The sequence below is a fragment of the Vreelandella andesensis genome (genome assembly GCF_003989795.1).
In the GTDB taxonomy this organism is placed as follows: Bacteria; Pseudomonadota; Gammaproteobacteria; order Pseudomonadales; family Halomonadaceae; genus Vreelandella; species Vreelandella andesensis.
Genome location: NZ_RZHG01000019.1, coordinates 281582 through 303569 on the forward strand (window position 1 = coordinate 281582; position 21988 = coordinate 303569).

The following is a 21988-nucleotide window of genomic DNA, read 5'->3' on the forward strand; positions in this document are numbered from 1 at the left end:
TTACGTATGCCATCTTGCAGCTATCTTGAACTTATATCTTTGGAGTTAAGGTTGTCAATAGTATAATCTTTGGTATAACAAAAAGTTACTTTTTTGATTTTTAAAATGCTTTGAATCTTCTTGCACTTTTGGTGCCAAGATCTTCCTTGCGGCTAAAGTCATGTTAGTGCATTCGTTGCTTCCTATACTTGCCTACTGCGCAAGTTAGGTGAGGATGGACTTATGGAACTGGACACGTGGATGATAGATTCTACTTCTGTGCGAGCCACGCGCTGCCGCCGGGAGCGTTAAAAAGGCGGCTCTACGGGGGCTTCGCGGGCGCGGCGGCGTTTCATGTACTGAGTGATCACGCCGTAGCGGGGGCCGGCGAGGAAGGCGAGTATCAGGAATACGCCGGTCATTACCGCCATCATGCCGCCGATCGAAACGTTCAGGTAAACGGCGAGATAGTAGCCGGAAAGGCTGGCAGCAATCGAGATGAGGGCGCCGATGATAAACATCATCCACAGCCGGTCGGTGAGCAGGTAGGCGGCGGAAGCAGGCACAATGGCAAAGGCGATAAACAGCACCGCACCCACTGCATCAAAGGCGGCGACGGCGGTCGAACTGGTGAGCATCAGCATCACATAGAAGAGAATGGTTGGCATAAAACCGAAGGTTTTTGCCAGCGCCGGGTCGAAGGTGGCAAGTTTCAGCTCTTTGTAGAACAGGCCGATAAACGCGTAGTTAAGCAGCGTCATAATGCTCATCGAGACGAGCGCCTGGGGAATGGGCAGGCCAAACAGATCGATGGTATCCAGCCAGACAAAACCGATCTCGCCAAGCAATACGGTGTGGGTGTCGATATGGATATCGTGGGCGTAGACGTTAAGCAACAGCACGCCGATGGAGAACAGCGCAGGGAACACCAGACCGATGGCGGCATCCTGTTTTACCCGCTTGGTGTTGGCCAGTGCCTCGGTGAGGAACACGGTTAATAGCCCGGCTAATGCGGCGCCTACCAGCTGTACGAGCCCGCTCTGCTGTTTCGTTAGCAGCCAGACAATCACAATGCCAAAGACAATCGAGTGGCTAATCGCATCAGTCAGCATGCTGTTGCCACGCAGAACAAGGAAAGTACCCACCGCCGAGGAGGCGATGCCCACCATGGCACCGACCAGGATAATGGGCAGGGCCGTGTTGGTCAGTAATTCAGCGATCATGTCGCGACCTCCTCAAAGGTGGCGACCACCTGTTTCGCCGCCTTTTCTCCCCGCGACGTTAACCTCCATCCGCTGCCACCGTCAGTTGAGCGTACAAGGTAGCCCTGGCGTTTAAGTTTGCCCAACACCCAGCGCGCGCCGAAGGTTGCACGATAGTGTTTAGAAGCAAGGGGATGTTTGTAAAGCGCGTAGAGCAGTTGCTGCTTTTGCAGCGCTTCTTTTTGGCGGTAATGCTTGATGGTGCCCCACAGCAGGCCACGGCCGGGCGCCAGTGCCAGCGAGATAAGTACAATGGTCGTTGCACTGAGAACCACCAGCGGGCCAGTCGCCAGACCGCGGGATAAAGTACTGATGGTGGCTCCCGAAACACCACTGACAATACCGATGCCAGCAGCAATCACCAGCATCCCGCCTAGATGACGGCTCCATTGTCGGGCCGCCGCTGCTGGTGCCACGATCATAGCGGCCATTAATATCACACCGACCATTTGCAGGCCGACCACCACGGCCAGCGCCACCATGCAGGTAAGCACGGCTTCGATGGCGGTGGTGGGCATGCCGAGCGTGCGTGCGTACTGCGTATCGAAAGTGACCAGCTTGGCCTGTTTCCAGAAGACAGCGAGCAGGGTGAGTGTGACCAAGGTGATACCGCCCATTATCCACAGATCCGAACGCAGCGTCGCGGCGGCCTGGCCGAACAGAAACGCTTCAAGCCCCCCTTGAGAGGCGTTGTTAGTGCTCTGGATATAGGTCAGTAGCACGATGCCGATAGCAAAGAAAATGCTTAAGCAGATCCCCAGCGCCGCATCGGTTTTCAGGCGGCTTTTACGGGTCAGTAATAGCATCGTTAGCGCGGCTAACGAGCCGGTGACCAGTGAGCCAATGATCACTCCGCTGATATCGCGGCTGCCGGTGATGATGAAACTCAAACACACGCCGGGCAGTGCCGCGTGGGAGATGGCGTCGCCGAGCAGACTCTGGCGGCGTAACACTGCAAAGCAGCCCAACGGGCCGCTGATCAGCCCTAGCAGAGAGGCACCGATCACCACGTTTTGAAAGGTGTAGTCAGACAGAAGGTCAAGCCACTGCATCGGTTATTTCACCTGCGAGGTAGCGAACATCAGAGAGTCGCTATCGTTCAACAAGGCAATCTGGCCACCGTACGCCTGACGAAGGTGATCAATATTAAACACGTCTTCGGCCTTGCCGCTGGCAATCACGCGAACGTTAAGCAGCAGCAGCCAGTCGAAGTAGTTGCGTACCGTTTGCAGGTCATGGTGGACAACAATCAGCGTTTTACCTGCATCGCGCAGGCGGCGCAGAATGTCAATAATGACCCGCTCCGTGGTGGCATCGACCCCGGCCATGGGCTCGTCGAGAAAGTACACATCGGCCTGTTGCACCAGCGCGCGGGCCAGAAACACCCGCTGCTGCTGGCCGCCGGAAAGCTGGCTGATCTGGCGGTCAGCATAGGCGCTCATTCCCACCATCTCCAAGGCTTCCAGCGACTCCAAGCGTTCTTTGCGCCCGGGCCGTCGGAACCACCCCAAGCGACCGTAGAGCCCCATGGTGACGACATCCAGCGCGGTCGTTGGGAAGTCCCAGTCAACGCTTGAGCGCTGCGGTACATAGCCAACGCGCTTGCGCTGCGAGGCGTAGGCGCGTCCATGCACCAAGACCTCGCCGGAAAGCGACGGTACTAGTCCCAGCAGGCTTTTGATTAGCGTACTCTTACCCGCCCCATTCGGACCGACAATGCCTGCCATCACGCCAGTAGGAATATCTAGATTGATATCCCAAAGCACGGGCTGGTTATGATAGCTGACGGTCAGGTTTTGAATACTGAGCGCCGTGTCGGTCGTCACAGGTGTCGTCATTGTTGCGGTGCCTTATTGAATGATTAGTGAGCGAGTTTCCACTCGTTAGCCCAATCGTTCATTTCATCGGGGAGCGGTGCCAGTGTACCGCCAAGCGCTTCGACAATATGCTGGGTGTTGCGGTAGATCATGCCCATGTAAGTGCCATCGACCGTATCCGGGTCACCCATGGCATCTGAGTAAAGTTCACCGCCAATTTCGACAGACTGGCCACGCTGTTTGGCGGCATCAATCACTGCCTGAACCGTGCGCGGGTTGATGGTGCTCTCGATGAAAAGCGCCGGAACTGCACGGTTCACGACAATATCTGTCATGTTGCGAATATCAGCAATACCCGTTTCGGTTTCTGTGCTAATGCCTTGAATACCGGCCACCTCAATATCATAAGCACGGCCAAAGTAGCTAAACGCATCGTGAGCGGTGATCAGAATGCGCTGCTCATCGGGAATGCTGGCAATACTGTCTTTCGCCCATTCATGCAGGGCAAGCAGCTGAGCCTGATAACGTTCGGTATTGGCGTCAAACGTCGCGGCGCAGTCGGGGCGCGCTTCACTCAGCGCTGCGTTGAGCGTGGGCAGTGTTTGCGCCCATAAAGAAACGTCCATCCACAGATGGGGGTCAATGCCGTAGACATCCTGCGCGGTAATCAGCGACGCGGGGTCAATCGAGGCAGGGGCAACGGCAAGCGTTGGTGTGCGCTCGGAGAACTTTTCCAGTACGTCACCCAGCTGGCCTTCCAGCGAATAACCTGAGTAAAAAATTTGCTCGGCGTTTCGCAGCATCGCCACATCGTTGGCGCTGGCCTGGTAAAGGTGGGGGTCGACCCCCGGCCCCATCAACGCGTCAACGTTAACGCACTCACCGCCGACCTCTTGGGCAATATCGGCAATCATCCCAATGGTCGCGACCACGTTAAGCGGCGCCTCGTCAGCGGAGGCGAAATTGCCTAGTGGAAGTAGGCTTGCTAGCGCGATTGCGTATCTTGTTGCCATGATTTCCTCCAGTTGGAGTACTAGCTTAAACGATAGGTTGAGATAGATTGAAGTTAAGGTCGATGAGTGATGAACAATGTGACGAAACGAAATTTATTTGCATTAAGCAAGAAGTATAGCCTTGGCTAAGTTTCTGGCGTTGTGTGTTGAATGTCAAGAAATCCGACGTACCGTCTAAGCTCTCCACGGCCAGCAGTCTGAGTGGGCGGATATGATCGCAAAGCGTGAAAAAATACACAGGTGTGCAATTTTGGTGCAGTAAGCCTCTTAGTTTTCATTTTTGGTGCAAAAAAAGGGTAGCGGTGATGTGTGTTTCCTTGCGCACCAGCGCTTTCAGCCTTTTTTTCCATTTTGGCGCATTCCTTGCACCTAAATATGAAAGATTTATTAACAGAAGCGAATACGCCCATGATTCTGTGTGAACTTGCGACATCTGCCGCTGGCTCAGGTCACCGCTTTGATGACGAGCGCCACTGGGCGGCATCGCTGGCACTTCGCTTTGCTAACCGCAAAGGTACTACGCGGTTGGTGCAGGCGCGCCATCAGGGGCCGCTACGGGTGCAGCGTCCGTTTTACCCAGAAGGCAGCACTGAAGCCTGCCATGTGTACGTGCTGCATCCGCCCGGCGGGTTAGTCAGCGGCGATGCGCTGACCATACGCGCTCACATTGAGCGCGATGCCCATGCACTGCTCACTACGCCTGCGGCTAACAAGCTCTATAAAGCCGACAGCCAGGGCGTGGCCTGGAGCCAACATACCGAGCTTAACGTAGACGATGGCGGCACCCTCGAATGGCTGCCTCAGGAAACCATCGCCTTCGATGGCTCTAAAGGCAGCCAACGCACCCATATTGCGCTGCATGGCAGCGCCCGCTGCCTGGGCTGGGAAATCATGGCGCTGGGTCGCCCGGCCAGTGAACTGCCCTACGTGTCAGGCCGCATTGAACAGCATTTTCGCTTGACGCTGGATGGCAAACCGCTGTGGCTGGAGCGCCAACCGTTAGACCCTGCTCACCCGCGTTTTATTGGCCGCTGGGGGCAGGGCGGCGCCACCGTGCAGGCGACGTTATGGGCGGTCGGCCTGGAAGATGCCGCTGCGGCGATTGATGAATTACGCGAGGCGCTGCCAGACAACCCACGTTGGGCGGTGACCGTTCGCCACGGCGTACTGCTGTTTCGCTACCTTGGAAACTCCCGTAATGAAGCCTGGGCGCTGTGTGAACAGGCCTGGCACCTGCTGCGCCCGCGCTGGATTGAGCGCGAGGCCCACACACCGCGCATATGGTTTACCTAATTCGATGCTTAGCTGGAGACATGCCCCATGGAACTGACCCCACGAGACAAAGACAAGCTGCTGCTGTTTTCTGCTGCCCAGCTTGCCGAACGCCGCAAAGCACGCGGTCTGAAGCTCAACTATCCCGAAGCCATTGCGCTGATCAGCTTTGAAATCATTGAAGGTGCCCGGGATGGCAGAAGCGTCGCTGATTTAATGAGCTACGGCCGTGAAATCCTCAGCCGTGATGACGTGATGGAGGGCGTAGCGGAAATGGTGGATGAAGTGCAGGTAGAGGCCACGTTCCCAGACGGAACGAAGCTCGTGACCGTTCACACGCCCATTGTGTGAAGGGTAACCCCTCACAGCACAGCGACGAAGGAGCAAACAGATGATTCCCGGTGAGTATCAGTTAAAAGACGGTGATATTGAACTTTGCGTGGGCCGCGAACGGATTAGCGTTGAAGTGGCCAATACCGGCGACCGTCCCATTCAGATCGGCTCTCACTATCACTTTGCAGAAGCCAACCCCGCCTTGGTGTTTGATCGCAGCAAAGCCCGTGGCTTTCGCCTGGACGTGGCAGCGGGCACCGCGATTCGCTTTGAGCCTGGCCAGACCCGCGACGTCACGCTGATTCCGTTTGTTGGCAAGCGCCACATCTATGGTTTTCGTGGCGAAGTGATGGGCGCGCTCGATGGAGGTAAACAATGAAACCGGTTAACAAAATCAGTCGGCAAGCCTACGCCGATATGTATGGCCCGACAGTGGGCGACCGCGTGCGCCTGGGCGATACCGAACTGTGGATTGAGGTTGAGCAAGACGCGACCCATTATGGCGACGAGGTGAAATTCGGCGGGGGAAAGGTGATCCGCGATGGCATGGGCCAAAGTCAGCGCCTGGATGCCACGGTGATGGATACGGTGATTACCAATGCGCTGATTTTGGACTGGTGGGGCATTGTTAAAGCCGATGTAGGCCTGAAAAACGGGCGCATTGCGGCGATTGGCAAGGCAGGTAATCCGGATACCCAGCCTGATGTGGAGATTGTGATTGGCCCTGGCACGGAAATCATTGCGGGAGAAGGCAAGATTCTCACCGCCGGTGCTCTGGATGCGCATATCCACTTTGTCTGTCCTCAGTTGGTTGAAGAAGCGCTGATGAGCGGCATTACCACCATGCTGGGGGGTGGCACCGGGCCTGCCACCGGCACCAATGCCACCACCTGCACCCCTGGCGAATGGCATATCGGTAAGATGTTGCAGGCCGTTGATGATATGCCAATGAATATCGGTTTTTTGGGCAAGGGTAACGCCAGCCTTCCAGAAGCGTTGGAAGCGCAGTTGGAAGCAGGTGCCATGGGCCTGAAGCTGCATGAAGACTGGGGAACGACGCCGGCTGCGATTGATAACTGCTTGAGCGTGGCCGAGCGTTATGACGTCCAGATCGCCATTCACACCGACACGCTCAATGAATCGGGGTTTGTGGAAGATACCCTGGCGGCGTTTAAAGAGCGCGGGATTCACACCTACCACACCGAGGGGGCAGGCGGCGGCCACGCGCCGGATATCATCACCGCCTGCTCAAAAGCGTACGTGCTGCCGTCTTCCACTAACCCAACGCGGCCTTATACGGTTAACACCATCGACGAGCACCTGGATATGTTGATGGTCTGCCACCACTTGGACCCCAACATTCCTGAAGACGTGGCCTTTGCTGACTCACGCATTCGCCGGGAAACCATCGCCGCTGAAGACATTCTTCACGATCTTGGGGTGATCTCGATGATTGCCTCGGACTCACAGGCCATGGGTCGGGTGGGGGAGTCGATCTGTAGAACCTGGCAAACCGCCCACAAGATGAAGGTACAGCGTGGCCTGTTGCCGGAAGATGAGGCGCTGGGCGCCGATAACTTCCGTGCCAAACGCTATATCGCCAAGTACACCATCAATCAGGCGTTGACCCACGGCATTGCCCACGAAGTCGGCTCGGTAGAAGTGGGTAAAATGGCTGATCTGGTGCTCTGGAAGCCGGCGTTTTTCGGCGTGAAGCCAGCGATGATTATTAAAGGTGGCATGATTGCAGCAGCGCCGATGGGTGACCCCAACGCGTCTATTCCTACCCCCCAGCCGGTGCATTACCGCTATATGTTTGGTGCCTTTGGGCGCGCGGCTAGCCAGACCCGGCTCAGCTTTGTCAGCCAGGCGGCGATTGATGCGGGTATTAAAGAGCGTCTTGGTCTGCAAAGCCCTTTGTCGGCGTGTAAAAACGTCCGTGGCGTGCGCAAAACAGACATGAAACTTAACGACGCCTGCCCGGAACTCACCGTTGACCCGCAAACCTATGAAGTGCGCTGCGATGGTGAGCTGCTCACCTGCGAACCTGCCACCGAACTGCCGCTGGCGCAGCGCTATCACCTTTTTTAAGCCCATTTTGTTCGAGGAGCCGGTATGTTGAAACTGATAGAACGCCTGGGGCCGATAGCGGAAAACGCCGCCAGCGACACGCTAACATTGCCCTTTGAGCTGCGCATTCGTGGACGCCTAAAAGCGGACAGCGACAGCGGCCAAGCGTTGGGCCTGTTTCTCGACCGAGGCCCAGTGCTGCGCGATGGTGAAGGCCTGAAAGCGGAAAGCGGCGAGGTGGTACGCATACGTGCTGCCATCGAGCCGGTGGTGACGGCACGGGTTAGCGCAGGTTTGCCTCTGGCGCGGCTGGCGTACCATCTTGGCAACCGCCATGTGCAGCTGGCCTTGGGTGAAGATGAAAAAGGTAGTTGGGTGCGTTTCCCGCCGGATCATGTGCTAGAGGAGCTGGCGGCATTGCTGGGGGCTGAGCTTGAGCACCACAACGCCACCTTCGACCCAGAACCAGGGGCCTATAACCAGGTAGGCGGTGGGCATTCACACGGCCATTCTCATTCTCATGGTCACGGGGACGACCACGACCACACTCATAATCACGAGCATTCACAAGAACATTCACAAGAACATTCACAAGAGCATGAACATGAGCATCACCATCACCATGCCCACTGATTTGGCCGCGCGGGAAAGCCAAAGCAATGACTTAGCCCTGTTAGGGCTAATGCAGCTGGTCAGCCCGGCGTTGCCCATTGGTGCCTTTGCATTTTCCCAGGGGCTGGAAAGCGCCTTTGAACTCGGCTGGGTAAGCGATGAGCAAAGCCTGGCTAAGTGGCTTTCCGGCGTACTGGAAGACGGCCTGACCCGTTGTGAACTGCCGCTGATTGCCCGCTTATATAGCGCTTTTGAACTCTCCGACAGCAATGCGATAGCCCAGTGGGATGAATGGCTGGCCGCCACCCGGGAAACCGCTGAATTGGCCGCCGAGGATAGTCGCTTGGGCGCTTCACTCAAGCGCCTGCTAGGCAGCCTGGACTTATTACCCGATGAGGATTTATTACCGGCTCAGGCAGGCTACGTCACGCTGTTTAGCTATGCCGCCCATCGGCGTGGCGTGTCCAAACGTCAGGCGCTTTTAGGGTTTGGCTGGGCGTGGCTGGAAAACCAGCTGGCGGTGGCATGCAAAGCGCTGCCCTTGGGGCACACCGCTGCCCAGCGGGTGATTGAACAACTGCGCAAAGAGCTGGTGAGCGCCGTCGATCAGGCACTATTGCTCGACGATGATGAACTTGGCCCCGTACTGCCAGGCGTGGCGCTGGCAAGCGCGCTGCACGAAACCCAATATTCGCGTTTGTTTAGAAGTTAATCGAACGAGTTAATCGAATAAGTTAATCGGATGTTTCTTAATCAACAAACAACGTTTTAGGAGAGAGATATGACGCACTGTTTACGCGTTGGGGTCGGTGGCCCGGTGGGGTCCGGTAAAACCGCGCTGCTTAAGCAGCTTTGTTCGTCGCTACGGGATTACTACGATATCGCCGTTGTGACCAATGACATTTATACCCGCGAAGACGCTGATTTTCTGCTCAAGCATAATGCGCTGGCCGCCGACCGCATCCTTGGTGTAGAAACCGGCGGCTGCCCACATACGGCTATCCGTGAAGATGCTTCGATGAATTTGGCGGCTATTGACGAGCTACATGCCCGTCATCCAAAGCTAGAGCTGGTGCTGGTGGAATCCGGTGGCGACAACCTTTCTGCAACCTTCAGCCCAGAGCTTTCTGATCTCACGCTTTACGTGATCGACGTGTCTGCCGGCGACAAGATTCCCCGTAAAGGTGGGCCGGGCATTACCAAGTCAGACTTGCTGATTATCAACAAGATTGATATTGCCGAGCAGGTACACGCTTCGCTTGAGGTAATGGAGCGCGATTCCAAGAAGATGCGCGGTGAGCGGCCCTTTGTGTTTACTAATCTCTACGATGGCGTTGGGCTTGAAGAGATCATCCGCTTTATTCTTGATAAAGGCATGCTGGATGAGCGCCGGCCTCAGGCGGCAACGGCATAGGCGTTGCGAAAATCGGTCCCAATAAAAAACTGCTCTGCCCCAAATGGGGGCAGAGCAGTCAAAAGACGTGGCTAGCGGCTTGCTAAAACGAGCCAACCTTGGCCACCACGCTCCTAAAATGAACGGCCTATTTACGGCGTTAATTTTTTGTTTCTAAACAAAAAACACGAAGGACGGCTAAAGTTGGCACAGGTTAGGTCGATAGGGGATGCATAGATTTTTTAAAAATCCTTTCAATGACCTACTGAGAAATGCGTAATGGCCACTCCACCTCTTTCTTCGACTACGACCCCGCAAAAACGACGCCTTAGTCTACAAGCTAAAGTGCTAACGCTTGTGCTGCTGCCGCTGTTTATCGTGACCGCCGGGTTAGTCGCGTTTAACGCCTATGAGCGCATTCAAAATACCCGCGATACGCTGGCAAATCAGCGCGAGGTGCTGATTGAAGAGCGCCGCAATGCGGTGCGCGATATTGTTCAAGTGGCGACGACCGCTATTTCTCCCATTTATGAACAAGCGGATGCCAACGACGAAGACGCCAAGCAGCAGGTAGCAGAGCTGGTGCGCGCCATGCGCTTTGAAGGTAATAACTACGTTTTTATCTACGACTTCGATGGTAACAATATCGTTACTGCCCCCGCGCCAGAGCGTGAGGGTACCAACATGATGGATGTAAGGACTCCTGACGGAAACTACCTTATCCGCGACATCCTTCAAGTTGCCCAAAATGGCGGTGGGTTTCATAGCTACTTATGGGAGTACCCAAGCACCCGTGAAATCGTGCCCAAACACTCTTACGTAGATAGCCTTGAAAAATGGGGCTGGATGATTGGTGCGGGCGTTTACGTCACGGATGTGGACGCGGTTGTTGCCGAGCTTGAGGCGACTGCTAATGCGGATCTGCGCCGGTCCATCCTGTTCGCTATTTTGTTAGGAGCTGCCTTATTTTTGGTAGTGGCACTGCTCGCATTTGGCTTTGTGCGCCGCACCGTAGGGCCGATTAAACGCACCGCCAGCGCGATGCACGATATCGCACAAGGCCGTGGCGACCTTACCCGCCGCCTAGCGGTAGAGAGCAATGACGAAGTGGGTAATCTAGCGGTTCAGTTCAACGCTTTTGTCGAGCGTATGCAGGAAACCTTGCGTGATGTGCGCCGTAGCACCATGAGTGTTTATCACTCGGCGGGGGAGATGTCCCATAGCTCCGAGGAACTGGCCACCCGCACCGAACAGGCCGCTGCCAATTTGCAAGAAACCTCGGCCTCCATGGAAGAAATCACCTCAACCGTGAATCACAGTGCGGATAACGCCCAGCAGGCTAATCAGCTGGTGCAGTCCACCGCAGAAGTAGCTCATCATGGTGAAGAAGCCATGGGGCAGGTCGAGCGGACGATGCACGATATTAACGACTCGGCGACGCGCATCAGCGAAATTATCACCATGATTGATGCCATCGCTTTCCAAACCAATATTCTGGCACTTAACGCCTCAGTGGAAGCGGCGCGCGCGGGTGAGCATGGTCGCGGCTTTGCGGTAGTTGCCCAAGAAGTACGAGTGCTCGCTAGTCGCTCCAGCGATGCCTCTAAAGAGATTCGCGGGCTGATTGACAATTCAGTGCAACATACTCACGCGGGTGCCGAGCTGGTACGCAAGGCGGGTGCAACGATGCACGACATTGTTGAAAGTGTCTCCAAGGTGACCGATGTGATCGGCGAGATTACCGCTGGCGCCAAAGAGCAAAGCAGCGGTATTGGTCAGATTAATACCGCCGTTGCAGAAATGGATACCATGACTCAGCAAAACGCTGCCATGGTGCAGGAGTCCACCACGGCTGCCGCCAATATGCGCCGTCATGCAGAGCACCTCAATGGGCTGATCAACACCTTCATACTCGGCGATGATGAACCACAAACCTCGTCGATACGGCAGTCAGCAAACCAGTCACGCCAGGCACTGCCTTCTGGCGCGCCAACTAGTCAGGAACTCAAGCGCCCCGCGCTCTCCGCTAAGCCAGCGCCTGTTAAAAGTGGAGAAGACGACTGGGAAGCGTTCTAAGCCTAGCGTTGGCGCAGGTGGTTGATCACATATCAGCTCCCGCTGGCGGGGGCTGAGCCCATGGTGTAGCGTTATCTCACTTTTACCGGGTAGCCAATGATGCGGCTCATTTAATAACAACGTGGTAAACGTGATGCTGCGATTTGATTTTGTAACGCTGAGACTATTTGTAGCGATTGCCGATGAAGGGCGTTTAACGGCGGCTGCCGAGCGCGAGCACCTAGCGCTGGCAGCGGTGAGTAAACGGGTGAGTGATTTAGAAACGCTGGTGGGTACCGAGCTTTTATATCGGCGGCCCAGGGGCGTAGAACTTACCCCAGCGGGGCGGGCGTTCTTGCACCATGCCCGGCGCATTTTGGAAGACGTGGCCCGGCTTCAGGCAGAACTGAGCGAATACGGTGAAGGCGTGCGAGGGCATGTGCGGATTCACTCTAATACCTCAGCCATTATTGCCTTTTTGCCCCAGGATCTCAGCGTCTTTGCGCGGGAATATCCGCAGATCAAGATCGATTTGCAAGAGCGCACCAGCAGCGAAGCCATTAGCGCCGTGCGTGATGGCGTGGCAGATATCGGTATTTTCGCCAGCCACGTAGCCGCCGGTGAGTTGGAGGTACGCCCCTACCGGCGCGATCAACTGGTTTTAGTAACGCCGCAAGATCATCCGCTTGCGATACATGAGACGCTCTATTTGCACCAGGCCGCAGAGTACGACTTTGTAGGCTTGCAGCAGGACACCTCGCTGCAATCGCTGCTCCACGAGCATGCAAACCAGGCAGGAAGAGCTCTGCGCATACGCATTCAAGTGCGCAGCTTTGACGCTATTTGTCGCATGATTCACTACGGTCTGGGAATCGGCGTGCTGCCTCAGCGCACCCTATACCGCGACCTTAACGACCTGAAGCTGTGCATGATCCCGCTCGCTGACGAGTGGGCTACCCGCGAGCTGGTGGTTGGCATGCGCCATTACGCTGAGCTTCCCGTGGTGGCTCGTCATTTGGTCGATCACTTGCTATCTCCCTCAGGAGATTCCCCGTGACAACCGGCATTGCCAGCGAGATAAAAGCGTTTACCTTTGATGTATTAGGTAATGGGGTGGACTGGCGCGGCCGCTTAAGGAGTCACTTTAATGCACATTGTTATTCCCGATGATTACCAGGACTGCGTCCGCGAACTAGACGCTTTCGCCAAGTTGGCTGGTCACCAAGTCACGATTTATAACGACACTGTGACCGATGAAGACGAATTGGTAGCCCGTTTTAAAGACGCCGATGCGCTGGTGCTAATTCGTGAGCGCACGCCGATCACCGCGTCTTTGTTGGCACGGCTACCCAAGCTCAAACTGATCAGCCAAACCGGCGGTGGTGCTGCCCATGTGGACATGGCCGCCTGCCGCGAGCAGGGAGTGATGGTGCTGGCGGGCACCGGTTCGCCCTACGCCGCGGCTGAACTGACCTGGGGGCTGGTGCTCTCGGCGATGCGGCGGATTCCTGAAGAAGTCGAAAATCTCAAAGCAGGCCGCTGGCAGCGCACCCTAGGCACCGGCCTGAAAGGGCGCACGCTGGGTGTGTTTGGCTACGGCAAAATTGGCCAACTGGTGGCGCGTTACGGCCAAGCGTTTGAAATGAACGTGCTGGTATGGGGCCGCGAGACCACCTGCCAGCGGTCAGCATCGGCGGGGTTTGAGGTCGCGGCGTCGCAAGAGACGTTCTTTAAACGTAGCGACGTGGTGAGCCTACATCTGCGCTTAAATCCCGATACTCGCGGCATCGTTAGCGCGGCGAATCTTGCCAGCATGAAGCCTACGGCGTTGCTGGTGAATACCAGCCGTGCACCGTTAGTTGAGACAGGCGCGTTAGAAACTGCGCTGAGAGCCGGGCGGCCCGGCATGGCAGCGGTCGATGTCTTTGATGAGGAGCCGGTGCGTGAACATCCACTGCTGGCGTTGCCCAACTTTCTGGCCACGCCGCACGTGGGCTATGTGGAAAAAGACAGCTTCGAGCGCTACTTTGGCGACGCTTTTGAAAACGTCCTGGCGTTTGAAGCAGGCACGCCAGGACGCAACCTGGCAGAGGAAGGCTAACTAATAGACGACGTCACCCACGAGTCCGTCACAAGACAAGGCTGGATTCGCGTAACTTAGATAGGCAACGAGGTGCTAAGCAGTTAGCACCTCGACGCCGCGCACATTAGCCCGACCAGCCCATCAGCATGGGTACATAAACCACCAGCAGCAGCACCCCAATTAGCCCTAAAAGATACGGGATGATCGCCCGGGTGATGCGCTCAAGCGGCAGTTGGGTAACAGACGATGCCACGTAAAGGTTGATCGCCACTGGCGGGGTAATCATGCCAATCGAGAGCCCCACTACGATAATCAGCCCGAAGTGGATCGGGTCGATGCCCAACTGCAGTACCAGCGGCAGTAATACCGGCGTAAGAATAATCAATGCGCTGGCGGTTTCGATAAACACCCCGGTGAGTAGAATCACCGCCACCACCAGCAACATAATCACGAACGGGCTGGTGGAAAGCGACAGCACCGCCTGGGCAATTGCGCCGGGTATCTGCCAGCTAGAGAGCGTCCAGCTCAGCACCGCTGACATAGCAATCACCAGCATAATTACCGCCGTGGTCATCGCCGAGCGAATGAGCAGCTTATACACCTGGGGCAGGGTCAAATCCCGGTAGACAAACAGCGAGACCAGCAGCGCGTAGTTGACCGCCACCACCGCCGCCTCCGACGGCGTGAAAATGCCCGAGAAGATACCGCCCAAAATAATCACCGGTGTCATCAGCCCCCAGCTAGCCGCTTTCAATGTGCGCCAAATGGTCGGCAGCGACAGCGGCGTGCCTTTGGGGTACTGGCGTTTATACGCCTGAGTGATCGCAATAGCCATCAGCCCCAGCCCCATTGCCAGCCCCGGCAAAAAACCGTTCAAAAACAGCTTCGAGACCGACTGCTGAGCAATCACCGCGTAGATAATCATCGGCACCGAAGGGGGAATCACTACGCCAATCGTACCGCTGGCAGCAATTAAGCTGGCCGCCGAGGCGGGGTCGTAACCCTTACGTTTCAGTTCCGGCACTAAGCTTGAGCCCACCGCTGCGGTTGTTGCCGCACCAGAACCAGAAATGGCGGCGAAAAACATGCCCGCCATCACCGAGACCACCGAAAGCCCGCCGCGCATAAAGCCAACTAATGAATCGGCAAAGCTCACCAGTCGCTCGCTGACCTTGCCCTGGGCCATTAAATCACCGGCGAGAATAAACATCGGAATAGCGACCAAGGCAAACGAGTTAATGCCCTGAAACATCTGCTGAGTGACCACCATCAGCGGCACACCCGACTGGTACAGCGCATACAGGGTGCTTGCCCCAATCGCAAAGGCAATCGGCACGCCCAGTAGCATAAACAGAAAGAACAGTCCGAACAGCACCAGCGTCATAACGGCTCCTCCGGGGCAGAGACCGTTGGCTCACCGTTCACCAACACGTCGATCATATCCACCAGGGCGTACCACGCCATGATGGCGGCAGAAATCGGCATAACCGCATAAACGTAGGTCATCGAAAGCCGCAGTGAGGCGGATTTCTGAAAACTCTGCACCTGCATATAGCGATAACCAATCACGATCAGCGCCACCATAAACGCCAGCACCACCGCCAGTGCTGCCAAGCGCGCAAGCTTGCGCAAGGGCAGAGGAAGGGCATCCACGGCGAAGGTCACGGCGATATGCCGCCCGCGCTGGAAGGCCAGTGTGCTGGCTAAAAAGGTAATCCACACCAGCAGAAAGCGGGCGACTTCTTCCGTCCAGCCAACGGCGCTGAACAGCACCCGCGACACAATCTGTAGAGTAATCACGCCAATCAATGCTGCCATGCCCGCAAAGACCACGGGCTGGATGATGGCATCCAGCCCGCGTTCAATACGTTGCAGCAGCGTCAAAAGAGGCTGTGCAAAGGCCATCACTGATTCAGCGCCTCCCGAATGCGTGGCAGGTAATCACCAAACTGCTCGCCGTATTTCTCATATACGGGTGCGACGGCCGCTTGGAAGGCTTCCATATCTGGGGTTTCATTGATTTCCATACCGGCTTCGCGCAGCGCTGCTAACTGGTCGGCTTCCATGTCCGCGTTCATCTGGCGCTCATGCTCGGCAGCTTCTTGGGCGGCTTCTTTCAACACGGTTTGTGCCTGTTCTGGCAGTTGGCTCCAAACGGGCATGCCCATTACAAAAATGGCCGGTGCGTAGGTATGGCGGGAAAGGGTCATGTAGTTCTGGGTTTCATCCAGCTTGAACGAATGGATGACGTTCACCGGGTTTTCCTGGCCGTCGATAGTGCCTTGTTGCATGGCGGTCAGCGCTTCTGTCCACGCCATGGGGATGGCATTGGCTCCTAGCTCGCGGAAAGTGTCGGTGTAAACGGGGTTTTCCATCACACGAATACGCAGGCCATCCAGATCTTCCGGCGAATTCACCGCCCGTTCGCTGTTGGTCAGGTTGCGGAAGCCGCGCTCTGCGTAGGCCAAGCCTTTCAGATTTACCTCCGCCAACTTATCCAGCAGCTCCTGGCCGATTGGGCCATCCAGTACCGCGTAAGCGGCTTCCGGTGAAGGGAATAAGAACGGCAATTCAAACACCGCCATCTCTTCCACAAAGTTGGCCACCGGCCCGTTAGTAATCACCCCCATATCCACAGTGCCGATCTGCATCCCTTCCAGTAGCGTGCGCTCATCGCCCAGCGAGGCGTTGGGGTAGATCTCGATGTTCACCTTGCCATCGGTACGCGCTTCCACCAATTCTTCAAATTTGGTGGCAGCAATATGGAAACCATCCTGCTCGTTGACCACGTGGGCCAAACGCAGAGTAACGGGGTCCATATCAGCAAAATCAGCGGCGTTCGCGGCGCTAACTAGCGCCAGTGAAATGCCCAGTGCCAGCGTGTTACGTGCAAATGTTTTCATTATAGTGAGTTCCCAGTGTTACGAAGGTTCGGAAGTGCTCCCAAAGCATGCACCACACCGAGGAAAATGGTCAATCAAAGCGGCTGTAAAACAGCTAGGCAACTGGACACAGCGCGCCCACACGGGTACGATACGCACCCAAAGCGCCCGTAGCTCAGTTGGATAGAGTGTCGGCCTCCGAAGCCGAAGGTCGTAGGTTCAATTCCTACCGGGCGCGCCAGACAAATCAAGGGCTTACGTTAACGCGTAGGCCCTTATTTTTTGTCTGTGACCACCCTGTGACCAAATCGTGGCCACACTTTTAAGACTACCTTCTTCTCTGGCTTGCTTCTCGATGACCATTGGCCGCTATGGGTCACACGCTTGGTCACGCTATTTTTGGGCGATACCCATCCACTCCGCTAGTTGCTGATTCGCCTTCAATCGTTGTCGTTGTAATAACGCGCTATTGAAAATCATATCTAGAGAAGCTGTTGGCGAAGCAAGCGGTAGCGCAACGGCTGCTTCATCACGAAACTGCTGGCAGATCGTTTCGTTGTCATCGAGATATTGCCACCAGTGTAAAATATCCAGCTTAGCTCTCTGCATTACGTCAGCAGCAGGCAACCGGTCCGATTTCGCTTGATTGGCTTTTTCCGTTGTTGGCAGTAGGTTCCAGAAATCATTGTTGTTCCAACGTGACCAAGGAAAGCAGTGGTCTATAACGTACGTTTGTCGGTGCAGATCACTACGTGTCCATACACAAGGCAATGGGGCAGGGTCTTGTAAACGTTGGGTAACTAGCCGGCGTACCTGTTGTGTATCGCGGCGACTTTCTTGCCACTGCAAGGCGAGGTGTAATGTACCGATATCGTAGGAGGCATCATATCGCTGCATTAACTGAGCCCACTCATGCACGATAGCGGGCTCTACCCAGCAGGCATAGCGGCTCATCGAGTCCCATAGTGAGGTAGGAATACGAAATATTCCGAACGAGGCCAGCGTAGCGCTATCAAGTCGAACGGCCTGCTCACGAATGCGTAGCCCTTGATAACCACCGTCAAAGATAGGGCGCTGGCTGCCGGGCCAGGTAGTGAAGTGGGCAGGCATCTTAAGAATGGTCTGGCAGGCATCGCGAATTGCCCGCATGACGGAAGCTGCACATTGAGGGTCAAAGAAAGCTGCACCGATACGCAGATCATGAGGTGACAGTTGCTGGAGGCGATAGAAATCACCCTTAGCAAAGCCATACCCTTTTTGGCCTGGTGCCTGACGTAAATAACGTTCTATCAGTAGCGGGCGGTACAGCTTTATCCAAAAGAGCCCCACCGCCCCTAAAGGTATCGTCACCCACTCTTCTGTTCGTGACATCACGATGCCGGGTGCGCTATCGGCCAAACGTGTCAGTGTGCGCAGCAAACCAAGCTTGTACGAAGATGCCTTGTCGTCATTAACAATGATATGCCTAAGCAAGGGTAACGCCCCAGTGCCATCATCAGGCAGCCTAAACACACGCAGATGCCAAGTAACATCCTGTCGCCCAAGCTGGTCGTCGTCACGGCTTGCCTGCACGGGCAACATTGCTTGATCTCTTGCCCAATTATCTAACACGTCCATGTTGACTGAATGAAACTGACGTTCATCGTTATCTGAGCCTTCACGATACGTAATCACCAATAGCCCGCCCGGTGCGAGCAGTGAGCCAAGAACCCGCAACGCTCGTTGTTGTTCATCAGGGGTTAAATGCATCCAAACCGCTGACACAAGAATTAATTGAAAGCGCTGTGAAAGCTGACGAACTCGCTTTAATGCTGGCAAAGTGTCGTCAACCCAGCTTACGTCCCGTTCGTGCGTATAAGCTTGCCCCAGAACCCTTAACTTTGCTGCAGGCTCTACAGCCATTACTTGCCAACCGCGATCTGCAAGGGCTTTAGCGTCGCGCCCGCTACCCGCGCCAATGTCTAAGGCTAAACCGGGCTGAGTAGGGAGGTGGTGCAGCCATTCACCATGAATACGCTCAAAACTCAGCGACTGATACTGGTCAAACAATCGATGGGCGTTATCTTCGTAGTAGCGCGTCGTAGATATAGAATTTTGAGAGTGCGCCATGATAAATCCTTGGTAATCGGCTAATACCAATAACTTACCAGTTTCGTGGATGTAAGTGATGAGAGAATCTGCGATCTTCAGCTATCGGCCAGGAGGGGGCATTCAAACGATACTGATATAACGCTGGGCGTGCCGCAGGACTTTTTGGAGAGAAGTAGAGAAAAGCCATCCGTGTGACGCACTTGATTATATGATCGTTAATTCTCTATAACCTGAGAGAACAGAGGACGTGGGACTGTGTGATCTCCGGGACTATAACCATTGGTTGCGAGTAAAGATTGTAGCTCCTGCTTCTTTGAGATTATAGCTATTAGCAAATTACTTGGAACTTTACCGGATGTCATTGTTACATCAAAATCGTATGCTAGCATATTTGCTAATCTTCCAAACTCCTGTTCCTCAAGCATTCTTGAAATATCTTTTGATATATTTTTTGGTGATATTAAAAACTTAATTTGGTCATCCATTGATGATACTTCTTCTTGTTTTGAATTAATTTCTCCTTGATTTTTTTCTATAAAACACATAAATTTACTTCGATCAATGATTTCTATCATTGTAGGTAAATACTCAACAGCTTTAATTGTAAGCTCGATAAGCGCAACCCCTGCGCTTAGAAGTAAAACTATTTTCTTATCTTTCTGGTTGCCAGTATCGTGAGGTTTCAGAATTATAAATTGTTTGTGATGACCACAATAGCCTTGATATTCTGGCTTTCCTCTGTATGGGCATGGGTCGCCATTCTTTAGTATCGCTGGGCATTCTGTTTGATTTTTAATTCTATCCTTTTTTTTGAACATCGTCGTTCTCGCATAACTGTACAGTATTTGTTTAACAGGTATTAGACGGTAGTTTTATGATGGGGTTAGCGTGCCAGTAGGCTTAACCCGCAAGAACTGCTTTCCAAGTCTCACATAACCATATGATATTATTAAAATTGACTTAAATTAGGATGCATATCCAGAACACTCACGCCTGCTGCCTTTGCTTGAATGACCGTTTTGGTCGAGAGCTAAACATTAGCATAGACTAGCTTTCCTCATCCGGCCAAGTGCGGATGTTCAAATGATACTGATATAACGCCGCGCTCTGTGGCAAATTTGGAGAGCAGCGGAAATTTGTCCGACAGCAGCGCCTTGATAGACGTGTTAAACACTAAGCTGATGTTGATATTAGACATGCTATATATGCCCTTCCTCCGATACATAGCCATAGTACTTATAATAAAAGCCTTTCATAGCAGCTACATATTGCAAAAGAATTAATGTTACATCACTTGTCTGCGGGACGTCATCTTCATCTAGAATATCTAAGAATCCAATTGAATCCTCTTCAATTAAAACTTCACGAACCTTTTCAAGCAGCCTATTGACGATCTTAATCTCATTTTTACTAACGGCTGCCTCAGGTTTCTTTTTTGCTAATTCTTTGAATTCAGCATGCATTGAGTTCAATAGCGGCATTGTGGTGTCTTACGTATTTGCACGATCTATAGTTGTCTTATTGGTGCTCATTTTAATCCTTTAATTTCTTAGGCTTAACTGTTCGAATCATCATCATCAACTTTGTCATCTTTCCCACCTTCAACACGCCAAAACCACGCCCCATTCCTGATAACCACATTACCTGATCGTAACTTCTCAAAACATTGTAAATATTGGGAAAGTATGATGTCCTGCCAATCAGCCTGCTGGACGAGGTGGTAGATGCCGACATCGCGGCTATCGAGACCGAGTTGGAAGATCTGGCCATCCCCAACATGCCGCCAGCAACAAAGAAGGCGCCCAGGCGCGCTCTCTTGCCCCCTGAGTTGCCGCGTACCGAGATCCATCATGATCCAGAAAGCGAACACTGTCGGTGCGGTTGCCAGCTGCGGCGAATCGGCGAAAAGAATGCCAACAGCGACGCGATAAAAGGGCGAGACCTGTTTCCGACACGCTACGCCGCTGGATGCTGGCTCATCGCGAGAAAGTGCCGGAGGGTTCAGCAACGGCAAAAGCAATAGACTATAGCTTGAAACACTGGGCGGCCCTGACGCGCTACCTGGATGACGTTCAATTGCCTATCGATAATAACTGGATAGAAAATCTGATCCGACCCTAGGCACTGGGGTCTCGCAACTGACTGTCCGCCGTCGGCGGATGCTTACCGTTGTTTCTCGATACTTATTCTAAAACCGTACGGATTTATATCTTAGACTGGAGAGCACTATGTTTTCACCCCTTGTGACTACTCAATGGCTGCAGGAAAACCTGGATAATAAGCGGTTGGTGCTGATTGACGCGAGCATGGCGACTGTTATTGGTAAAGAGCCAATTGTCTATGATCGACCGATGTGGATACCGGGTAGCTATCAGGTTGATCTGGAGGGAGGGCTCTGCGACACCGAATCTTCTCAGATTCACGCCTTCCCAACTGAGAAACAGGTCACTGAGGAAGCTCGCAGGTTGGGAATTACGGCTGAAAGCCTAGTAGTGGTCTATGACAACCAGGGCATTTATTCAGCGCCCAGGGCCTGGTGGATTTTTCGGGCGATGGGGATCAAACACGTTTTTGTTCTGGATGGTGGCCTGCCGCAGTGGCTGGCCGAAAGGCGGGAGGTCGTTTTTGCGCCGGTTGCCAATGCGGCAACCCCTGGCAACTTCATCGCCAATCTTGACCATAACCGAGTTCAAGACTCGGCATACGTTTTACACCATCTGGAAAATGATCGGGTAACCATCATTGATGCCCGGTCGCGTGCGCGTTTTCTGGCACAGATGCCAGAACCTCGCCCAGGTGTGCGCGGCGGTCATATTCCCGGTTCTTGCAACCTGCCATTTACCGAGGTGTTGGAAGGATACCGTTTCAAGCCTGCCAGCGAATTGGTGGCAACACTTACATCGCTGGCTCCGGCCTTGCAATCCGGTAATGGGAACCCGGTGGTGTTTTCCTGTGGTTCCGGTATCACCGCCTGCATTATTCTGCTGGCAGCTGAGCTGGCGGGGTATGATCAGCTGTCGCTGTACGACGGCTCTTGGGCGGACTGGGGTAGCGACGAGTCGCTGCCAGTATCTAACTAGTGCCGTTAGCGTCTGCAAGCCAAGAGGGAAGGTTACCGCCGTGTCG

Annotated in this window: 22 protein-coding genes, 1 tRNA gene and 1 pseudogene; 13 read left to right on the forward strand and 11 right to left on the reverse strand. The window is 54.3% G+C overall.

The genetic code is table 11. From position 1 onward, the window contains the following. Positions 1-287 precede the first annotated feature (287 nt). Genes ELY33_RS10900 through ELY33_RS10915 form a run of 4 tightly spaced genes read right to left on the reverse strand, consistent with a single transcriptional unit; the run spans position 288 to position 4071 of the window. Positions 288-1202 carry a metal ABC transporter permease gene (locus tag ELY33_RS10900; RefSeq protein WP_126947908.1) on the reverse strand — a complete coding sequence of 305 codons (915 nt, stop codon included), beginning with the start codon at positions 1200-1202 and terminating at the stop codon, positions 288-290. Further along, positions 1199-2293, reverse strand: a complete 1095-nt coding sequence (locus ELY33_RS10905) for a metal ABC transporter permease (RefSeq protein WP_126947910.1) — start codon at positions 2291-2293, stop codon at positions 1199-1201. The genes ELY33_RS10900 and ELY33_RS10905 overlap by 4 nt, the downstream gene beginning before the upstream one ends. Before the next feature lie 3 nt (positions 2294-2296). Next, a complete protein-coding gene (locus tag ELY33_RS10910; RefSeq protein ID WP_126947912.1) occupies positions 2297-3079 on the reverse strand; it encodes a metal ABC transporter ATP-binding protein in 783 nt (260 codons plus the stop codon). 23 nt (positions 3080-3102) lie between these two features. Further along, positions 3103-4071 (reverse strand): metal ABC transporter solute-binding protein, Zn/Mn family, encoded by a 969-nt coding sequence (locus tag ELY33_RS10915; protein WP_126947914.1) that lies wholly within the window; start codon positions 4069-4071, stop codon positions 3103-3105. A 408-nt stretch (positions 4072-4479) separates the two neighbouring features. Between ELY33_RS10915 and ELY33_RS10920 the strand changes: the two genes are divergently transcribed. The 10 genes from ELY33_RS10920 (at position 4480) to ELY33_RS10965 (ending at position 13907) form a co-directional block, all read left to right on the forward strand. Beyond that, positions 4480-5364, forward strand: a complete 885-nt coding sequence (locus tag ELY33_RS10920) for an urease accessory protein UreD (protein ID WP_126948082.1) — start codon at positions 4480-4482, stop codon at positions 5362-5364. A 27-nt stretch (positions 5365-5391) separates the two neighbouring features. Further along, complete coding sequence (locus tag ELY33_RS10925; RefSeq protein ID WP_126947916.1) at positions 5392-5694, forward strand: urease subunit gamma; 303 nt, start codon at positions 5392-5394, stop codon at positions 5692-5694. A 40-nt stretch (positions 5695-5734) separates the two neighbouring features. Further along, positions 5735-6055 carry an urease subunit beta gene (locus ELY33_RS10930; protein WP_126947918.1) on the forward strand — a complete coding sequence of 107 codons (321 nt, stop codon included), beginning with the start codon at positions 5735-5737 and terminating at the stop codon, positions 6053-6055. Continuing rightward, positions 6052-7767 (forward strand): urease subunit alpha, encoded by a 1716-nt coding sequence (gene ureC / locus ELY33_RS10935; protein WP_126947920.1) that lies wholly within the window; start codon positions 6052-6054, stop codon positions 7765-7767. The genes ELY33_RS10930 and ureC overlap by 4 nt, the downstream gene beginning before the upstream one ends. A gap of 24 nt (positions 7768-7791) precedes the next feature. Beyond that, positions 7792-8379, forward strand: a complete 588-nt coding sequence (locus tag ELY33_RS10940; protein ID WP_126947922.1) for an urease accessory protein UreE — start codon at positions 7792-7794, stop codon at positions 8377-8379. After that, positions 8369-9070 carry an urease accessory protein UreF gene (locus ELY33_RS10945; protein ID WP_126948083.1) on the forward strand — a complete coding sequence of 234 codons (702 nt, stop codon included), beginning with the start codon at positions 8369-8371 and terminating at the stop codon, positions 9068-9070. Before ELY33_RS10940 ends, ELY33_RS10945 begins: the two co-directional genes overlap by 11 nt. A gap of 69 nt (positions 9071-9139) precedes the next feature. After that, a complete protein-coding gene (gene ureG / locus ELY33_RS10950; protein WP_126947924.1) occupies positions 9140-9772 on the forward strand; it encodes an urease accessory protein UreG in 633 nt (210 codons plus the stop codon). 258 nt (positions 9773-10030) lie between these two features. Further along, positions 10031-11827: a methyl-accepting chemotaxis protein gene (locus tag ELY33_RS10955; protein WP_167470077.1), complete on the forward strand. Its 1797-nt coding sequence runs from the start codon at positions 10031-10033 to the stop codon at positions 11825-11827. Between the two features lie 133 nt (positions 11828-11960). After that, positions 11961-12863: a LysR substrate-binding domain-containing protein gene (locus ELY33_RS10960; protein ID WP_126947926.1), complete on the forward strand. Its 903-nt coding sequence runs from the start codon at positions 11961-11963 to the stop codon at positions 12861-12863. Between the two features lie 90 nt (positions 12864-12953). Next, positions 12954-13907: a D-2-hydroxyacid dehydrogenase family protein gene (locus ELY33_RS10965; RefSeq protein WP_126947928.1), complete on the forward strand. Its 954-nt coding sequence runs from the start codon at positions 12954-12956 to the stop codon at positions 13905-13907. Positions 13908-14013: 106 nt separating this feature from the next. Here the strand turns inward: ELY33_RS10965 and ELY33_RS10970 are convergent, their stop codons facing one another. The 3 genes from ELY33_RS10970 to ELY33_RS10980 are packed head-to-tail and all read right to left on the reverse strand — an operon-like array spanning position 14014 to position 16792. Continuing rightward, positions 14014-15273, reverse strand: coding sequence for a TRAP transporter large permease (locus ELY33_RS10970; RefSeq protein ID WP_126947930.1), 1260 nt, complete (start codon positions 15271-15273; stop codon positions 14014-14016). Beyond that, the gene (locus tag ELY33_RS10975; RefSeq protein WP_126947932.1) at positions 15270-15794 is read right to left on the reverse strand and encodes a TRAP transporter small permease; all 525 of its coding nucleotides are present in this window, start codon (positions 15792-15794) and stop codon (positions 15270-15272) included. The genes ELY33_RS10970 and ELY33_RS10975 overlap by 4 nt, the downstream gene beginning before the upstream one ends. Next, positions 15794-16792 carry a TRAP transporter substrate-binding protein gene (locus ELY33_RS10980; RefSeq protein WP_126947934.1) on the reverse strand — a complete coding sequence of 333 codons (999 nt, stop codon included), beginning with the start codon at positions 16790-16792 and terminating at the stop codon, positions 15794-15796. Before ELY33_RS10980 ends, ELY33_RS10975 begins: the two co-directional genes overlap by 1 nt. A gap of 143 nt (positions 16793-16935) precedes the next feature. Between ELY33_RS10980 and ELY33_RS10985 the strand changes: the two genes are divergently transcribed. Continuing rightward, positions 16936-17012, forward strand: a tRNA-Arg gene (locus ELY33_RS10985). A 152-nt stretch (positions 17013-17164) separates the two neighbouring features. On the opposite strand, the gene ELY33_RS10990 is transcribed toward ELY33_RS10985, so the two are convergent. From ELY33_RS10990 to ELY33_RS18100, 4 genes are all read right to left on the reverse strand, one after another. Continuing rightward, a complete protein-coding gene (locus ELY33_RS10990; protein ID WP_126947936.1) occupies positions 17165-18880 on the reverse strand; it encodes a class I SAM-dependent methyltransferase in 1716 nt (571 codons plus the stop codon). Between the two features lie 197 nt (positions 18881-19077). Then, the gene (locus tag ELY33_RS10995) at positions 19078-19680 is read right to left on the reverse strand and encodes a hypothetical protein (protein ID WP_126947938.1); all 603 of its coding nucleotides are present in this window, start codon (positions 19678-19680) and stop codon (positions 19078-19080) included. A 381-nt stretch (positions 19681-20061) separates the two neighbouring features. Continuing rightward, positions 20062-20343 carry a hypothetical protein gene (locus ELY33_RS11000; protein ID WP_126947940.1) on the reverse strand — a complete coding sequence of 94 codons (282 nt, stop codon included), beginning with the start codon at positions 20341-20343 and terminating at the stop codon, positions 20062-20064. 74 nt (positions 20344-20417) lie between these two features. Next, the gene (locus ELY33_RS18100; protein WP_244208603.1) at positions 20418-20870 is read right to left on the reverse strand and encodes a hypothetical protein; all 453 of its coding nucleotides are present in this window, start codon (positions 20868-20870) and stop codon (positions 20418-20420) included. Between ELY33_RS18100 and ELY33_RS18105 the strand changes: the two are divergent. After that, a pseudogene (locus ELY33_RS18105) lies at positions 20819-20980 on the forward strand (IS66 family transposase); the annotation flags it as partial. The gene ELY33_RS18100 and the pseudogene ELY33_RS18105 overlap by 52 nt on opposite strands. Before the next feature lie 110 nt (positions 20981-21090). Then, the gene (locus ELY33_RS11010) at positions 21091-21942 is read left to right on the forward strand and encodes a sulfurtransferase (RefSeq protein ID WP_126947942.1); all 852 of its coding nucleotides are present in this window, start codon (positions 21091-21093) and stop codon (positions 21940-21942) included. The last annotated feature ends 46 nt before the right edge of the window (positions 21943-21988 follow it).

What these genes read in the sequence shown, in the direction of transcription:
- ELY33_RS10905 (WP_126947910.1), bottom strand. Translation starts at nt 2,293, where the DNA reads ATGCAGTGGCTTGACCTTCTGTCTGACTACACCTTTCAAAACGTGGTG.
- ELY33_RS10970 (WP_126947930.1), bottom strand. Translation starts at nt 15,273, where the DNA reads ATGACGCTGGTGCTGTTCGGACTGTTCTTTCTGTTTATGCTACTGGGC.
- ELY33_RS10960 (WP_126947926.1), top strand. Translation starts at nt 11,961, where the DNA reads ATGCTGCGATTTGATTTTGTAACGCTGAGACTATTTGTAGCGATTGCC.
- ureC (WP_126947920.1), top strand. Translation starts at nt 6,052, where the DNA reads ATGAAACCGGTTAACAAAATCAGTCGGCAAGCCTACGCCGATATGTAT.
- ELY33_RS10965 (WP_126947928.1), top strand. Translation starts at nt 12,954, where the DNA reads ATGCACATTGTTATTCCCGATGATTACCAGGACTGCGTCCGCGAACTA.
- ELY33_RS10995 (WP_126947938.1), bottom strand. Translation starts at nt 19,680, where the DNA reads ATGTTCAAAAAAAAGGATAGAATTAAAAATCAAACAGAATGCCCAGCG.
- ureG (WP_126947924.1), top strand. Translation starts at nt 9,140, where the DNA reads ATGACGCACTGTTTACGCGTTGGGGTCGGTGGCCCGGTGGGGTCCGGT.
- ELY33_RS10920 (WP_126948082.1), top strand. Translation starts at nt 4,480, where the DNA reads ATGATTCTGTGTGAACTTGCGACATCTGCCGCTGGCTCAGGTCACCGC.
- ELY33_RS10900 (WP_126947908.1), bottom strand. Translation starts at nt 1,202, where the DNA reads ATGATCGCTGAATTACTGACCAACACGGCCCTGCCCATTATCCTGGTC.
- ELY33_RS10955 (WP_167470077.1), top strand. Translation starts at nt 10,031, where the DNA reads ATGGCCACTCCACCTCTTTCTTCGACTACGACCCCGCAAAAACGACGC.
- ELY33_RS10980 (WP_126947934.1), bottom strand. Translation starts at nt 16,792, where the DNA reads ATGAAAACATTTGCACGTAACACGCTGGCACTGGGCATTTCACTGGCG.
- ELY33_RS11010 (WP_126947942.1), top strand. Translation starts at nt 21,091, where the DNA reads ATGTTTTCACCCCTTGTGACTACTCAATGGCTGCAGGAAAACCTGGAT.
- ELY33_RS10940 (WP_126947922.1), top strand. Translation starts at nt 7,792, where the DNA reads ATGTTGAAACTGATAGAACGCCTGGGGCCGATAGCGGAAAACGCCGCC.
- ELY33_RS10990 (WP_126947936.1), bottom strand. Translation starts at nt 18,880, where the DNA reads ATGGCGCACTCTCAAAATTCTATATCTACGACGCGCTACTACGAAGAT.
- ELY33_RS10930 (WP_126947918.1), top strand. Translation starts at nt 5,735, where the DNA reads ATGATTCCCGGTGAGTATCAGTTAAAAGACGGTGATATTGAACTTTGC.
- ELY33_RS10925 (WP_126947916.1), top strand. Translation starts at nt 5,392, where the DNA reads ATGGAACTGACCCCACGAGACAAAGACAAGCTGCTGCTGTTTTCTGCT.
- ELY33_RS11000 (WP_126947940.1), bottom strand. Translation starts at nt 20,343, where the DNA reads ATGCCGCTATTGAACTCAATGCATGCTGAATTCAAAGAATTAGCAAAA.
- ELY33_RS10910 (WP_126947912.1), bottom strand. Translation starts at nt 3,079, where the DNA reads ATGACGACACCTGTGACGACCGACACGGCGCTCAGTATTCAAAACCTG.
- ELY33_RS10975 (WP_126947932.1), bottom strand. Translation starts at nt 15,794, where the DNA reads ATGGCCTTTGCACAGCCTCTTTTGACGCTGCTGCAACGTATTGAACGC.
- ELY33_RS10915 (WP_126947914.1), bottom strand. Translation starts at nt 4,071, where the DNA reads ATGGCAACAAGATACGCAATCGCGCTAGCAAGCCTACTTCCACTAGGC.
- ELY33_RS10945 (WP_126948083.1), top strand. Translation starts at nt 8,369, where the DNA reads ATGCCCACTGATTTGGCCGCGCGGGAAAGCCAAAGCAATGACTTAGCC.